The sequence below is a fragment of the Cellulomonas jepli genome, assembly GCF_047229345.1.
GTDB lineage: Bacteria > Actinomycetota > Actinomycetes > Actinomycetales > Cellulomonadaceae > Cellulomonas_A.
In genome coordinates, this window is record NZ_JBFTER010000121.1 from 1 (window position 1) to 14,490 (window position 14,490).

Consider the following 14,490-nt stretch of genomic DNA (forward strand, 5'->3'; position numbering starts at 1 on the left):
CGGCCGTCCCGACCGCCGAGCGGGTCGCGCCGGACGTGCGCGCCGGGACCACCGCGCGGGCGGGCGCGGGCGGCACGGGCCGCACGCCGAGCGTCCGGAGCACGGTCGTGAGCTGGAGGTGACGCAGCGCAGGCATCCGGCCAGTCTGCCGCACGCCCGGCGCGGACCGTCGCGGCGCCGGCCGCCGTGCTGCCGTCGCTCAGGCCTCGATGCGGTCCAGCAGCAGCCTGCGGGGCGTGGCCGCGCCGTCGGCCTCGACCGTCGCGGCACCGGCGAGCGCCTCGCGCGCGCGCTCGAAGCGCTCGGGAGTGTCGGTGTGCAGCGTCAGCAGCGGCTGCCCGGCGCGCACGGTGTCGCCCGGCCGGGCGTGCAGCTCGACGCCGGCGCCGGCCTGCACCGGGTCCTCCTTGCGCGCCCGCCCTGCACCGAGGCGCCACGCCGCGACGCCGACGGCGTACGCGTCGAGCGAGGTCAGCACGCCGTCGGCGGGCGCGAGCACCTGCTCGGTCTCGCGGGCCACCGGCAGCGGCGCGTCGACGTCACCGCCCTGCGCGGCGATCATCGCGCGCCACACGTCCATCGCGCGGCCGTCGGCCAGCGCGGCGGCCGGGTCCGCGTCGGGGAGGCCCGCGGCGTCGAGCATCTCGCGGGCCAGCGCGACCGTGAGCTCGACGACGTCGGCCGGTCCCCCGCCCGCGAGCACCTCGAGCGACTCGCGGACCTCGAGCGCGTTCCCGGCGGTCAGGCCGAGCGGCGTCGACATGTCGGTCAGCAGCGCGACGGTGCGCACGCCCGCGTCGGTGCCGAGCTCGACCATCGTGCGGGCGAGCTCGCGGGCCCGCTCGGCGTCCTTCATGAACGCGCCGGTGCCGACCTTGACGTCGAGCACGAGCGACCCGGTGCCCTCGGCGATCTTCTTGCTCATGATCGAGCTCGCGATGAGCGGGATCGCCTCGACGGTCCCCGTGACGTCGCGCAGCGCGTACAGCTTGCGGTCGGCGGGGGCGAGCCCGGCACCGGCCTGGCAGATCACGGCGCCGACGGACTCGAGCTGCGCCATCATCTCGTCGTTGGTGAGCTCGGCGCGCCACCCGGGGATCGCCTCGAGCTTGTCGAGCGTCCCGCCGGTGTGCCCGAGGCCGCGACCCGAGAGCTGCGGGACGGCGACGTCGAACACCGCGACGAGCGGCGCGAGCGGCAGCGTGATCTTGTCGCCGACCCCGCCGGTCGAGTGCTTGTCGGCCGTCGGGCGCGAGAGCCCCGAGAAGTCCATGCGCTCGCCGCTCGCGATCATCGCGGCGGTCCACCGGGCGATCTCCGCGCGGTCCATCCCGTTGAGCAGGATCGCCATCGCGAGCGCCGACATCTGCTCCTCGGCGACGACCCCGCGCGTGTACGCGTCGAGCACCCAGTCGATCTGGCCCTCGCTCAGGCGCCCGCCGTCGCGCTTGGTCCGGATGACGTCGACCGCGTCGAAGCCCTCGCTCATGCCGTCCCTCGTTCCACCAGGTCGGCGGGCCCGAACGCGTCCGGGAGCACCTCGGTCATCGGCTTGATGCCGCTCACGGTCTCGACGAGGAGCGTGGCCCCGCCGTGCTCCCAGAGGAGCTGGCGGCACCGGCCGCACGGCATGAGCGCGTTGCCGTGCGCGTCGACGCAGACGAACGCGACGAGCCGCCCGCCGCCGCTCACGTGCAGCGCCGAGACGAGCGCGCACTCGGCGCACAGCGTCAGGCCGTACGACGCGTTCTCGACGTTGCAGCCGACGACGACGCGCCCGTCGTCCACGAGCGCCGCGACCCCCACCGGGAAGTGGGAGTACGGCACGTAGGCGCGGGTCATGACGTCGAGCGCGGCGGCCCGCAGGGCGTCCCAGTCGATCTCGGGGGTGGTCGGGGTGTCGCTCATCGGCAGGCTCACTTCACGTAGGGGATGCCCTCGGCGGCGGGCGGGCGCACGCGGCCCACGAGCCCGGCGACGGCGAAGATGGTCGCGAGGTACGGGAGCATCGCGAGGAACTGGCTGGGCACGGGCGACCCGAGGTTGCCGAGCACCTGGCGCAGCGAGTCGGCGAAGCCGAACAGCAGCGCCGCGGCGAGGGCACCCTTGGGGCTCCACCGGCCGAGGATCATCGCCGCGAGCGCGATGTACCCGCGGCCTGCGGTGAGCTCCTTGGTGAACGCGAGCCCGGCCGCGACGAGCGCCGCGCCGCCGAGGCCCGCGACGGCCCCGCCGAGCACCGTGTTCTTGATGCGCGTGAGGTTGACCGGGATGCCGACGGTGTCGGCGGCCTTGGGGTGCTCGCCGACGGACCGCATGCGCAGGCCCCACCGGCTCCGGAACACCATGATCTGGAGGACCGCGACCGCGACGTACATGAGGTACACGACGAGCGAGTGCTCGAACAGCACCGGCCCGATCACGGGGATCTGCGACAGGAACGGGATCGGCAGCGTCGGCAGGCGCGGCGGGGAGTTCAGGGTCTGCGGGTTCTGCGTGAGCACCGTCGAGAACAGGTAGTTCGTCACGCCGATGACCAGCACGTTGAGCACGACGCCGACGATGATCTGGTCGACGCGGTACCGCACGGCGAACAGGACCAGGCCGAGCCCGACGATCGCACCGGCGATCGGCGCCGCGATGAGGCCCGTGTACGGGTTGTTCGTGAGGCTGGCCACGACGACCGCGAGGAACGCCCCCGCGAGCAGCTGGCCCTCGATCGCGATGTTGATGATCCCCGAGCGCTCGCACAGCAGGCCCGCGAGCGCACCGAAGACCAGGGGCACGGAGAGGATCAGCGCACCCGTGAGCAGCACGGTCAGCGGCAGCGCGTTGTCGTTGCCGGCCATGACCCACACCAGGAACGCGACGAGCACCAGGAAGCCGAAGACGACCGGCACCCACGCCGGGACCGGGCGGCGCGCGAGCGTCTGCCGGGTGACCCAGCCGGCCAGCGCGAGCGCCAGCACCGACAGGACGACCGCGGTCAGCCGCGACGGCACCGCGAACGGCGCGATGTCCACGAGGTCGCCGCTCGACGCGACGATGAACTTGGTGGTGTCCCCCGCGGGCGTCAGGAGCCCGAAGAAGACCAGCGAGATCAGCGAGACGACCCAGTAGGTGACGGGCCCGCGCCACACGATCTGCGCCTGGACCATGGGGGCCGAGCCGGGCGCGTCGAGCTCGACGGGCTGCGAGGGCTGCGGGTCCGCGACGGTGCTCACGCGTGGGCCTCCTTCTTCTTCGTCGAGCCGGCGATGCCCGCGGCCCAGTGCAGCGCGGAGAACCGGCGCACGAGCGGCGGTGCCGCGATGAGCAGCACGATCGACGCCTGGATGACCTGGACGATGTCGATGGGCGTGCCCGCCGACGACTGCATGAGCGGCGAGCCGGCCCGCAGCGCGCCGAACAGCAGCGCGGCGAGGACCGTGCCGAGCGGCGTGGAGCGGCCGAGCAGCGCGACGGTGATCGCGTCGAACCCGATCGACCCGGCGCTCGACGCCTGGAGCTGCTTGTCCGTGCCGAGGATCTGCGCCGCCCCGCCGAGGCCCGCGAGGCCACCGGCGACGAGCATCACGAGCACGAACATCAGGTTGACCCGGATGCCGGCCGTGCGCGCCGCGCGCTGGTTCGCGCCGACCGCACGGAACCGGAAGCCGAGCGTCGACCGCTCGAGCAGCCACCACACGCCGACCGCGGCGAGCAGCGCGAGCAGGAAGCCCGCGTGCAGCCGGAAGCTCGGCCCGAGCAGCAGCGGGAGCTGCGCGGTGTCGGCCACCGCGGGCGAGATCGGCCGCGTGCCGCCCTGGCGCAGGAGGCTCGTGGTGAGCAGGTACGAGATCAGCTGGAACGCGATCGAGTTGAGCATGATCGTGACGATCACCTCGCTGGCGCCGGTCCGGGCCTTGAGGACGCCCGCGATGCCGGCCCACGCCGCGCCGGCCGCGATGCCCGCGAGGCACGCGAGCGCGACGTGCACGCCGACGGGGGCGTCGAACGCGATCGCGACGTAGGTCGCGGCCGCGCCACCGACGAGCACCTGGCCCTGCGCACCGATGTTGAACAGCCCCGAGCGGAAGCCGACCGCGAGGCCGAGGCCCGCGAAGATCAGCGGCACGGACGCCGTCATCGTCTCGGTGATGGGCCGCACGCGCCGCAGCCCGGTCGCCTGGTAGTCGAAGATCGCGCCGCGGAACAGCGTCGAGTACGCGGCGTAGACCGACTCCCAGACCGCCGCGAAGAAGTCGCTGGGACGGGCGAACAGGTACGCCGCGGTGCGCTGCACGTCCTGGTCCGCCGCGGCCACGAGGACCGACGACGCGACGAGCGCGACGACGATCGCGGTGACGATCAGCAGCCACGAGCTGTCGAGCATCTGCTGGAGGACGCCGGGCCGCTCGTCGTCGTGCTTCGGGGTGGCGGAGGGCGCCACGAGGGTGTCGGTCACGAGAGCTCCTGGTCGGCAGCGGCGTCGGCGTCGGCCAGCGCCGTGTGGTGCTCGGCGGCCTGGACCTGGGCCTGCTGCAGCGGGACACCGGCCATCATCAGGCCGAGGACGTCGCGCGGGGTCGCGGCGTCGACGACGCCGACGATCCTCCCGCGGTACATGACGGCGATCCGGTCGGCGAGCGCGAGCACCTCGTCGAGCTCGGTCGACACGATGATCACGGCCGTGCCGTTGTCGCGCTCCGCCACGATCCGCTGGTGCACGAACTCGATGGACCCGACGTCGAGCCCGCGGGTCGGCTGGGACGCGACGAACAGGCGCAGGGGCCGCGACATCTCGCGCGCGAGGACGACCTTCTGCTGGTTGCCGCCCGAGAGCGTGCTGATCGGGTCCTGCGCCGACGTCATGCGGACGTCGAACTCCTGCGTGCGGACCTGGGCGTTCTCGGCGACGCGCGCCGGGCTCAGCGAGCCGGCCCTGGCGAACGGCGGCTGCGCGTGCAGGTCGAGGATGAGGTTCTCGGCGATCGAGAAGCTCGAGATGAGCCCGTCGGTGCTGCGGTCCTCGGGGACGAACCCGACGCCGGCGCGCAGCACCTCGTCGACGCTCCGGCCGAGCAGCTCGGTGCCGTCGAGCAGGACGGAGCCGGCGGTCGCGTGCTGCAGCCCGAGGATCGTCTCGGCGAGCTCCGACTGGCCGTTGCCCTGCACCCCGGCGATCGCGAGGATCTCCCCGGCGTGCACGTCGAACGAGAGGTCGTCGACGACGCGCGTGCCCACGGGGCTGATCACCGTGAGGTCGCGGACCTGGAACGTCGCCGCGCCGGGCTGCGCGGGTGCCTTCTCGACGCCGAGGCTGACCGAGCGGCCGACCATCTGCGACGCGAGGGACGTCTCGGGGTCCTGCGGGCTCGCGGTGCCGACGACCTTGCCGCGGCGGATCACGGTGATCCGGTCGGCGACGGCGCGGACCTCGCGCAGCTTGTGCGTGATGAAGACGATCGACGTCCCGGCGTCCTTGAGCTGGCGCATGATCGCGATGAGCTCGTCGGTCTCCTGGGGCGTGAGCACCGCGGTGGGCTCGTCGAGGATGAGCACCCGGGCGTCGCGCGAGAGCGCCTTGATGATCTCGACGCGCTGCTGGACGCCGACGGGCAGGTCCTCGACGAGCGCGTCCGGGTCGACGTCGAACCCGAAGCGGTCGGAGATCTCCCTGACCCGGCGGCGCGCCTCCGCGAGGTCGAGGAGGCGACCGGCGCCGCGCACCGGCTCGTGCCCGAGCACGACGTTCTCGGCGACGGTGAAGACGGGGACGAGCATGAAGTGCTGGTGGACCATCCCGATGCCGGCGGCCATCGCCTCGCCGGGACCGCCGAACGCGACGGGCGCGTCGTCGACCAGGATCTCGCCCTCGTCGGGCGTGTAGAGCCCGTAGAGCGTGTTCATCAGGGTCGACTTGCCCGCGCCGTTCTCGCCCAGCAGCGCGTGGATCTCGCCGGGCTCGACCACGAGGTCGATGTGGTCGTTGGCCACAAGCGCTCCGAAGCGCTTGGTGATGCCCCGTAGCTCGAGCTTCACGTGGACACCGCTCCTTCGTCTGGTCCTGGGTGCACCCTAGCCACGGTGTGGCCCCGTGCAGCGCGGGCGGGCCGGTGCGGGCAGGCGCGGACGTCGTCGTCCGGCACCCGCCCGAGCGGCGCGCAGGCCGATGGCCCGGGCAGGTGCGCTCCCCGGGCCATCGGTCCGTGCTGCGGTGCGTGTCGTGCGGTGGTGCTGCTGGTGCTGCTGGGTCAGCTGGTCGCGCTCGCCGACTCGACGACCAGGTCGCCCGCGATGATCTGCTCGCGCAGCTCGTCGATCTTCGTCTGCAGCTCCGCCGGGACGGTGTCCTCGAAGTCGTGCAGCGGGGCGATGTCGACGCCGCCGTTCTCGAGCGTGCCGACGTACGGCTCGGAGGAGAAGTCACCCTCGACGGCGGCCGAGACCGTGTCGAACACCGAGGTGCCGATGAGCTTGATGACCGAGGTCAGCAGGAGCGACTTGTACTGCTCGTTCGACGCCTGCTCGTAGCCGTCCGAGTCGACCCAGATGACCGAGACGCCCTCGGCCTGGCTCGCGGCGTTGAGCGCACCGGCGCCGACGGGGCCCGCGACGGGGAGGATGACGTCGGCGCCCGACGCGATGAACTGCTCGGTCGTGGTGCGCCCGGCCTCGGTGTCGGAGAAGTTCCCGATCATCGAGCCGTCCTGCGCGGCCTTGTCCCAGCCGAGGACCTTGACGGCCGTGCCGTTGTCCTCGTTGTACTTGGCGACACCGTCCACGAAGCCGTCCATGAAGATCGTCACGGACGGGAACGGCTGACCGCCGAACGTCGCGACCGTGCCGGTCTTCGAGGTGCCCGCGGCGAGGTAGCCGGCGAGGAACGCGGCCTCCTGCGTGTTGAACAGCAGGGGCTTGGCGTTCTCGAGCTCGACGGGCGCGAACGACTCGTCGGAGAACGCGCTGTCGACGAGCGCGAAGTGCAGGTCCGGGTTGGCCTCGGCGGCCGCCTGGATCGCGTCCTCGAGCGCGAAGCCGACGCCGATGATGAGGTCGCAGCTCTCCTGGACCATCGAGTCGACGTTGGCCGTGTACTGGCCGGGGTCGGACGACTCGGCGGAGCGGATCTCGATCCCGAGCTCGGACTCGGCGCGCTCGAGGCCCTCGAAGCCCGACTGGTTGAACGACGCGTCGTCGAACCCGCCCTCGTCCGAGACCATGCAGGCCTTGAAGTCGACGCCCTCGGCGGCCGTCGTCTCACCGGTGCTGGGCGTCTCCTCCTCGGGCGCGCTGGCGCACGCGGCGAGCGTGAGGGCAAGGGCCCCGCTGAGCGCGGCCACACGGATCATCTTCTTCACGCGACACTCCTGGTTCTCGTCGTTCGTCGGGGCCCGCGGGGCGGTCGTGCCCGACGCGACGGTGCGACGGGCACGGACGATGCTGCCCGACGTCCATGCCCGCACAGTAGGCGGGCGCTGATGACGGGAGTGTTACCGGCGGGTACGACCGGGGGTTCCGTTACCCACTTGGAACATTCGCTCACCGGATGGGACGACACGTCCCGCACGGCGGACTCACCCGGACGGGGTGCCGGTCGAGCAGGAGGCGGGCACGGAGCACGCTGGTCGCGCCCGTGGGCCTCCCGAGCCTAGGGCCGCCCGGCGAGGAGCGCAGCGCGCGCGAGGACCAGCGCCGCGACGTCGATCGCGCGCTCGTCGACCACCAGGTCGCCCTGGTGGATGTCGTAGGTGTGGCCGCCGGGGGTGCGGGTGCCGAGCCGGGCCATCGCGCCCGGCACCTTCGTGAGGTACCACGCGAAGTCCTCGCCGCCGAGCGACTGCTCGGTCAGCACGACCGAGTCCTCGCCGATGACGTCGAGCGCGGCCGCCTCGAGGATCCCCGTGCTGCGCGCGTCGTTCTCGACCGGCGGGACCCCGCGCTGGTGCCGGACCTCGACCTCGACGTCGAACGGCGCGACCATCTGCGTGACGGCGTCGTGGAACACGCGCGACGCGAGCTCCCAGGCGCGCACGTCGAGGCAGCGCAGCGTCCCGCGCACCGTGCCGGTCGACGGGATCGCGTTGTGCGCCGAGCCGGCCTGGACCATCCCCCACGTGAGGTTGACGCCCGAGCGCGGGTCGAGCCGGCGGCCGAGCACCGCGGGGACGCCCGTGATGACCTGGCCGAGCGCGAAGACGACGTCGCCGGTGAGGTGCGGGCGCGAGGTGTGCCCGCCGTCGCCGGTGATCGTCACGGTGACCTCGTCCGACGCCGACGTGATCGGGCCGATCCGCGTGCCGACGTGCCCCACGTCGGTCTTCGGGTCGCAGTGCACCCCGAAGATCCGCCCGACGCCGTCGAGCCCGCCCGCCGCGATCACGTCGAGCGCCCCGCCGGGCTGCACCTCCTCGGCCGGCTGGAAGATCAGCCGGACGCCGGTCGGCAGGTCGCCCGACTCCGCGAGCTGCGCGAGCACGAGGCCCGCGCCGAGGACGCCCACCGTGTGCACGTCGTGGCCGCACGCGTGCGCGACCCCCGGGACCGTGGACGTCCAGGGGGTGCCGCAGCGGTCCTGCACGGGCAGCGCGTCCATGTCGGCGCGCAGCGCGATGCGACGGCGTCCCGTGGTGACCGCGCCCGGCCCGATGTCGCAGACCAGGCCCGTGCCGGGCAGCAGGTGCGGCTCGAGCCCCGCGGCGCGCAGCCGGTCCGCGACGACCTTCGTCGTGCGCTGCTCGGTGCGCCCCAGCTCGGGGTGCGCGTGCAGGTCACGGCGGATCTCGATGAGCTCGTCGTGCAGGGGCGCGAGGCGCGGGATCAGGTCGGAGCGGTCGGCAGGCACGCCTTCGAGCGTAGTCGCGCGCGCTCAGAGGAGGTCCTCGCGTCCGCGGGAGCGCCACCCGTCGACCGCCGACTTGACCGTCTGGGCGTGCGCGCGGGTCGTCACGAGCAGCGCGTCGGGGGTGTCGACGACGACGACGTCCCGGACGCCGATCACCGTCACGGCGCGAGCCGAGCCGCCCACCACGAGCGCCCCGGCCGCGTCGAGGCGCAGCACCCCGGCGTCGTCGCCGAGCGTGCGCGAGCCGTCGTCCTCGGCCACCGCGTCCGCGCCGGACGGTGCCGCGAGCAGCGAGCCGAGCGACGCGAAGTCGCCGACGTCGTCCCACGTGAAGTCGCCGGGCACGACCGCGACACCGCCCGCGGCGGCCACCGGCTCGGCGATCGCGTGGTCGATCGCGATCCTGGTCAGGCCGGGCCACACGCGCGCGAGCACCTCGGCGCGCTCCGGGCCGTCCCACGCGCGTGCGATCTCGCGCAGGCCGTCGTGCAGCGGCGGGAGCTGGGCGGCGAGGTGGTCGAGCAGGACGCGGGCGCGCACGAAGAACATCCCGGCGTTCCAGCGGTAGTCGCCCGTCGCGAGGTAGGCGGCGGCCGTCTCGGCGTCGGGCTTCTCGGTGAAGCCCGCCGCGTGCCGCGCGCTGGGGGCACCCTCCACGCCGAGCGGCCCGGCGGAGCGGACGTAGCCGAACGCCGTGGACGGCTCGGTCGCTGCGATGCCGACCGTCACGACGTACCCGGCCTGCGCCGCCGCGACCCCCTCGCGCACCGTCCGCTCGAACGCCTCGGCCCCCTCGATGACGTGGTCGGCCGCGAAGGAGCCGAGCACGACGTCCTCGCCGTGCCGCTCGAGCAGCACCGCCGCGGCCAGGCCGATCGCCGCCATCGAGTCGCGCGGCGACGGCTCGGCGAGCACGTCGGAGGCCGCCACCCCCGGGAGCTGCGCCGACACGGCCGCCGCGTGGCGCTCGCCCGTGACCACGAGGACGCCGCCCGGTCCCGTGAGCGGGAGCAGCCGGTCGACCGTCCCCTGCAGCAGGGTCCGCCCCGACCCGGTGAGGTCGAGCAGGAACTTGGGCGCACCGGCCCGCGACAGGGGCCACAGACGGGTGCCGGCGCCGCCGGCCGGGACGACGGCGTGGAAGTGGGCGACAGGGCTGGTCATCCGGGCAGGGTACCGAGCCCCGGCCGCGCCCCGGCACGCCGCCCGACGCCGCTGCGGCCCACCCTCGACACGCTGCCCGTGGCCCCTGCGACCTACCCTGGACCGGTGCCCGACGACCGCCCCGCGAGCCCGCGCCGCGCGCCCAAGGACCCCGAGCGCTTCCTCGTCCGCGGCCGCCTCGAGCGGCTGCCGCGACGCCGCGCCGACCGCGACCTGGTCATCAGCTACCTCGCGAGCCGCACGCTGCCCGTGCACCAGCCCGTGACCGAGCGCGAGCTCACCGACCGGCTCGCCGCCCTCGCGACCGACCCCGTCGGGCTGCGGCGGGAGATGGTCGACGCGGGGCTCGTGACCCGCACGCGCGACGGCGCGGAGTACTGGCGCACGCACGTGACCGAGTTCGACTTCCCGTGAGCCGGCCGCGGACGGCACCGCGCCGCGGCGCCCTCACGCACTCCGGTCGCGCCGGCTCCTACGGCACTCCGCCCGGCGGCGCGGAGGCGTCCCGGAGTGTGGACTTGCTCACAAAGTGTCATCACAAGGGCCTGACGGCCCCTGCGTGGGGCTGCGGCGTGGGAACGGGTCACTAAGGTGGGAGGCGAACGGACACCGTCGTCGGACCGCGTCGTCAGAGCTGCTGCCGGGACCGGCAGCCAGCGCTGACCCCCAGCGGCTGGCTCGTGTCGTCGACCTGACTGTCAGGAGGCCTCCCCCGTGCCCACCGCACCGGCCGGAACGCTCTACCGAGGGCGTGAGGGCATGTGGTCGTGGGTCGCGCACCGCGTGACCGGCGTCCTGATCTTCTTCTTCCTCCTCGTGCACGTGCTCGACACGTCGCTCGTGCGCGTGTCCCCGGAGGCCTACAACGCCGTCATCGGCACGTACAAGAACCCGATCATGGGGCTCGGCGAGGCCGGCCTCGTCGCGGCGATCGTGTTCCACGCGTACAACGGCCTCCGGATCATCCTGGTCGACTTCTGGGACAAGGGCGCCAAGTACCAGCGCGTCCTCCTGTGGGTCGTGATGGGCCTGTTCGTGGTGACCATGGCCGGCTTCCTGCCGCGCCACCTGATGCACGTCTTCGGGGGCGAGTGATGACGACGACCTCCACGCCGATCCCGGCCCCCCGCTCGTCGGGCGGCCCCACGATCGTGCCCGCGGTCTCGCGCAACCGGCGGACCACGCGCGGCAACACCGAGCTGTACGGCTGGCTGTTCATGCGCGTCTCGGGCGTCGTCCTGGTCGCGCTGATCTTCGGCCACCTCTTCGTCAACCTCGTCCAGGGCGAGGGCATCACCGCGATCGACTTCGGCTTCGTCGCCGGCAAGTGGTCCTCGCCGTTCTGGCAGACCTGGGACCTGCTCATGCTGTGGCTCGCGATGATCCACGGGACGAACGGCGTGCGCACGATCATCAACGACTACGCGGAGCGTGACGGCACCCGCCTCGTGCTCAAGCTCGCGCTCTACACGGCGTTCGTCGTCGTGGTCGTGCTCGGCACGCTCGTCATCTTCACGTTCGACCCGTGCCCGGCGAACAGCCCCGCGGACCTGCTGCCCTCGTTCTGCACCGCCTGACGGACGCCCTCGCGCCACGGCACCCGCCGCGGCACGCGCGCGCCGCCGACGGGCCCCCTCTCGCCACCCGGCCCGACTCCCACACAGGAGGCATCGACACCGATGCAGACCCATCAGTACGACGTCGTCATCGTCGGTGCCGGCGGCGCGGGCATGCGCGCCGCCCTCGAGTCCTCCGACCGGGCCCGCACGGCTGTCATCTCCAAGCTCTACCCGACGCGCTCCCACACGGGTGCCGCGCAGGGCGGCATGTGCGCCGCCCTCGCGAACGTCGAGGAGGACAACTGGGAGTGGCACACCTTCGACACCGTCAAGGGCGGCGACTACCTCGTCGACCAGGACGCGGCGGAGGTCATGGCCAAGGAGGCCATCGACGCGGTGCTCGACCTCGAGAAGATGGGCCTGCCGTTCAACCGCACGCCCGAGGGGCGGATCGACCAGCGCCGGTTCGGCGGGCACACCCGCAACCACGGCGAGGCCGCGGTGCGCCGCTCGTGCTACGCGGCGGACCGCACGGGCCACATGATCCTGCAGACGCTCTACCAGCAGTGCGTCAAGAACGACGTCGAGTTCTTCAACGAGTTCTACGTCCTCGACATCCTGCTCTCGCACGACCTCGTGGGCGGGGACGTGTCCGACGGCGACGACGTGGCGGTGAGCGGCGTCGTGGCCTACGAGCTCGCGACCGGCGAGATCCACCTGTTCCGCGCCAAGTCGGTCGTGCTCGCGACCGGCGGCGCCGGGAAGATCTACAAGACGACGTCGAACGCCCACACGCTCACGGGCGACGGCATGGCCCTCGCGTACCGCCGCGGGATCCCGCTCGAGGACATGGAGTTCTTCCAGTTCCACCCGACCGGTCTCGCGGGCCTCGGCATCCTGCTCTCCGAGGCCGCGCGCGGCGAGGGCGGCATCCTGCGCAACGGCGAGGGCGAGCGCTTCATGGAGCGCTACGCCCCCACGATTAAGGACCTCGCGCCCCGCGACATCGTCGCCCGGTCGATGGCGAACGAGGTGCGCGAGGGTCGCGGCGCCGGTCCCAACAAGGACTACGTGCTGCTCGACCTGACGCACCTCGAGCCGGCACACATCGACGCCAAGCTCCCGGACATCACCGAGTTCGCGCGCACCTACCTCGGCATCGAGCCCTACACCGAGCCCGTTCCGGTGTACCCGACCGCGCACTACGCGATGGGCGGCGTCCCGACCAACATCGAGACCGCCGTGCTGCGCAACAACACCGACTTCGTGCGCGGGCTGTTCGCCGCCGGCGAGGTCGCGTGCGTGTCGGTGCACGGCTCGAACCGCCTCGGCACGAACTCGCTGCTCGACATCAACGTCTTCGGCAAGCGCGCCGGCCTCGCCGCGGCGGCCTACGCCTCGACGGCCGACTGGGTCGACGTCCCCGAGGACCCCGAGACCGGCGTGGTCGCCGAGCTCGAGGAGATGCGTGCCCGCGCCGTCGGGGACCGCGTCGCGGACGTGCGCCGCGACCTGCAGCAGACCATGGATGCGAACGCCCAGGTGTTCCGCACCGAGGAGTCGCTCGTCCAGGCGCTCAAGGACGTGCGCGAGCTCCAGGCGCGCTACAAGAACGTGTCGGTCCAGGACAAGGGCCGCGCATACAACACCGACCTGCTCGAGGCGCTCGAGCTCGGCTTCCTGCTCGACATCGCCGAGGTCGTCGTCGTCGGTGCCCTCAACCGCCAGGAGTCGCGCGGCGGGCACTTCCGGGAGGACTTCCCGGCACGTGACGACGAGGCCTACATGCAGCACACGATGGCGTACCGCCGCCCCTCGGGCGTCGCCGCGCCGTCCACCCCGGTGAGCGTGGAGGCGGCCGCCGCGGTCGCCGCCGAGACGCCCGGCACCCACGACGTCGCGCTCGGGTACAAGCCCGTGGTCGTGACCCGCTACCAGCCGATGGAGCGCAAGTACTGATGACGACTCAGCTCGACGACTCCCCCGGCACCTCGTCGACGCCGGACACCAAGGTCGGCGCGATCCCGAGCTTCGACGTGACGCTCAAGATCCGCCGCTACACGCCCGAGACGCACGGCGACGAGGCGTACTGGCAGGAGTTCACGGTCACGGTGCACGGCACCGACCGCCTCCTCGACGCGCTGCACAAGGTCAAGTGGGACCTCGACGGCTCGCTGACGTTCCGCCGCTCGTGCGCGCACGGCGTCTGCGGCTCGGACGCGATGCGGATCAACGGCCGCAACCGCCTGGCGTGCAAGACGCTGCTCAAGGACCTCAACCCGAGCAAGCCGATCACGGTCGAGCCCATCAAGGGCCTGCCCGTGATCAAGGACCTCGTGGTCGACATGGAGCCGTTCTTCGCGTCGTACCGCGAGATCATGCCGTTCCTCATCACGACCGGGAACGAGCCCACCAAGGAGCGCCTGCAGTCGGCCGCCGAGCGTGAGCGCTTCGACGACACGACCAAGTGCATCCTCTGCGCCGCGTGCACGTCGTCGTGCCCGGTGTTCTGGACCGACGGGCAGTACTTCGGCCCCGCGGCGATCGTCAACGCGCACCGGTTCATCTTCGACAGCCGCGACGAGGGCGGCACGCAGCGCCTCGAGATCCTCAACGACAAGGAGGGCGTCTGGCGCTGCCGGACGACCTTCAACTGCACCGAGGCGTGCCCGCGCGGCATCGAGGTCACCAAGGCGATCAAGGAGGTCAAGCGCGCGATGATCACCCGCGCGTTCTGACCGCACGACCACCCGCACGACGACGGCCCCGCCCGGGCGGCTCAGCACGAGCCCTCGGTGCGGGGCCTCGTGCGTGCGGGGCCGACGCTGGCTCGTGCGCGGGGGCGTCGCCTCGTCCGCGGGCCCAGCGCCTCGTCCGCGGTGCCAGCGCGTCGTCAGCGCGGGCAGCGCCTCGTCCGCGGGCGGGTCAGCGCTTGGCGGC

Annotated in this window: 13 protein-coding genes; 5 read left to right on the forward strand and 8 right to left on the reverse strand. The window is 72.9% G+C overall.

Annotated elements, in window-relative coordinates; all coding sequences use genetic code 11:
- Nucleotides 1-199: 199 nt before the first annotated feature.
- From AB6N24_RS20350 to AB6N24_RS20385, 8 genes are all read right to left on the reverse strand, one after another.
- Nucleotides 200-1,489, reverse strand: coding sequence for a thymidine phosphorylase (locus AB6N24_RS20350; protein WP_412871190.1), 1,290 nt, complete (start codon nt 1,487-1,489; stop codon nt 200-202).
- Complete coding sequence (locus tag AB6N24_RS20355) at nt 1,486-1,908, reverse strand: cytidine deaminase (protein ID WP_412871191.1); 423 nt, start codon at nt 1,906-1,908, stop codon at nt 1,486-1,488. Before AB6N24_RS20355 ends, AB6N24_RS20350 begins: the two co-directional genes overlap by 4 nt.
- Before the next feature lie 8 nt (nt 1,909-1,916).
- Nucleotides 1,917-3,224, reverse strand: a complete 1,308-nt coding sequence (locus AB6N24_RS20360) for an ABC transporter permease (protein WP_412871192.1) — start codon at nt 3,222-3,224, stop codon at nt 1,917-1,919.
- Nucleotides 3,221-4,447, reverse strand: a complete 1,227-nt coding sequence (locus tag AB6N24_RS20365) for an ABC transporter permease (protein WP_412871193.1) — start codon at nt 4,445-4,447, stop codon at nt 3,221-3,223. Before AB6N24_RS20365 ends, AB6N24_RS20360 begins: the two co-directional genes overlap by 4 nt.
- Complete coding sequence (locus tag AB6N24_RS20370) at nt 4,444-6,024, reverse strand: ABC transporter ATP-binding protein (protein ID WP_412871194.1); 1,581 nt, start codon at nt 6,022-6,024, stop codon at nt 4,444-4,446. Before AB6N24_RS20370 ends, AB6N24_RS20365 begins: the two co-directional genes overlap by 4 nt.
- 212 nt (nt 6,025-6,236) lie before the next feature.
- Nucleotides 6,237-7,343 carry a BMP family lipoprotein gene (locus AB6N24_RS20375; RefSeq protein ID WP_412871195.1) on the reverse strand — a complete coding sequence of 369 codons (1,107 nt, stop codon included), beginning with the start codon at nt 7,341-7,343 and terminating at the stop codon, nt 6,237-6,239.
- A gap of 290 nt (nt 7,344-7,633) precedes the next feature.
- Nucleotides 7,634-8,827 carry an amidohydrolase gene (locus tag AB6N24_RS20380; protein ID WP_412871196.1) on the reverse strand — a complete coding sequence of 398 codons (1,194 nt, stop codon included), beginning with the start codon at nt 8,825-8,827 and terminating at the stop codon, nt 7,634-7,636.
- 24 nt (nt 8,828-8,851) lie between these two features.
- The gene (locus AB6N24_RS20385; protein WP_412871197.1) at nt 8,852-9,991 is read right to left on the reverse strand and encodes a mannose-1-phosphate guanylyltransferase; all 1,140 of its coding nucleotides are present in this window, start codon (nt 9,989-9,991) and stop codon (nt 8,852-8,854) included.
- A 105-nt stretch (nt 9,992-10,096) separates the two neighbouring features.
- Here AB6N24_RS20385 and AB6N24_RS20390 point away from each other — a divergent pair, with 105 nt between their 5' ends.
- From AB6N24_RS20390 to AB6N24_RS20410, 5 genes are all read left to right on the forward strand, one after another.
- Entirely contained in the window at nt 10,097-10,405 is a 309-nt protein-coding gene (locus tag AB6N24_RS20390) for a DUF2087 domain-containing protein (protein ID WP_412871198.1), read from the forward strand.
- 300 nt (nt 10,406-10,705) lie between these two features.
- On the forward strand, nt 10,706-11,086 hold the full coding sequence (gene sdhC / locus AB6N24_RS20395; RefSeq protein ID WP_412871199.1) for a succinate dehydrogenase, cytochrome b556 subunit: 381 nt from the start codon (nt 10,706-10,708) through the stop codon (nt 11,084-11,086).
- A complete protein-coding gene (gene sdhD / locus AB6N24_RS20400) occupies nt 11,086-11,568 on the forward strand; it encodes a succinate dehydrogenase, hydrophobic membrane anchor protein (protein ID WP_412871200.1) in 483 nt (160 codons plus the stop codon). Before sdhC ends, sdhD begins: the two co-directional genes overlap by 1 nt.
- Before the next feature lie 102 nt (nt 11,569-11,670).
- On the forward strand, nt 11,671-13,509 hold the full coding sequence (sdhA, locus tag AB6N24_RS20405) for a succinate dehydrogenase flavoprotein subunit (RefSeq protein WP_412871201.1): 1,839 nt from the start codon (nt 11,671-11,673) through the stop codon (nt 13,507-13,509).
- Complete coding sequence (locus tag AB6N24_RS20410; RefSeq protein ID WP_034631666.1) at nt 13,509-14,288, forward strand: succinate dehydrogenase iron-sulfur subunit; 780 nt, start codon at nt 13,509-13,511, stop codon at nt 14,286-14,288. Before sdhA ends, AB6N24_RS20410 begins: the two co-directional genes overlap by 1 nt.
- The last annotated feature ends 202 nt before the right edge of the window (nt 14,289-14,490 follow it).

Excerpts from the sequence above, each read along its gene's own strand:
- AB6N24_RS20350 (WP_412871190.1), bottom strand. The coding sequence starts at position 1,489 with ATGAGCGAGGGCTTCGACGCGGTCGACGTCATCCGGACCAAGCGCGAC.
- AB6N24_RS20355 (WP_412871191.1), bottom strand. The coding sequence starts at position 1,908 with ATGAGCGACACCCCGACCACCCCCGAGATCGACTGGGACGCCCTGCGG.
- AB6N24_RS20385 (WP_412871197.1), bottom strand. The coding sequence starts at position 9,991 with ATGACCAGCCCTGTCGCCCACTTCCACGCCGTCGTCCCGGCCGGCGGC.
- sdhD (WP_412871200.1), top strand. The coding sequence starts at position 11,086 with ATGACGACGACCTCCACGCCGATCCCGGCCCCCCGCTCGTCGGGCGGC.
- sdhA (WP_412871201.1), top strand. The coding sequence starts at position 11,671 with ATGCAGACCCATCAGTACGACGTCGTCATCGTCGGTGCCGGCGGCGCG.
- AB6N24_RS20410 (WP_034631666.1), top strand. The coding sequence starts at position 13,509 with ATGACGACTCAGCTCGACGACTCCCCCGGCACCTCGTCGACGCCGGAC.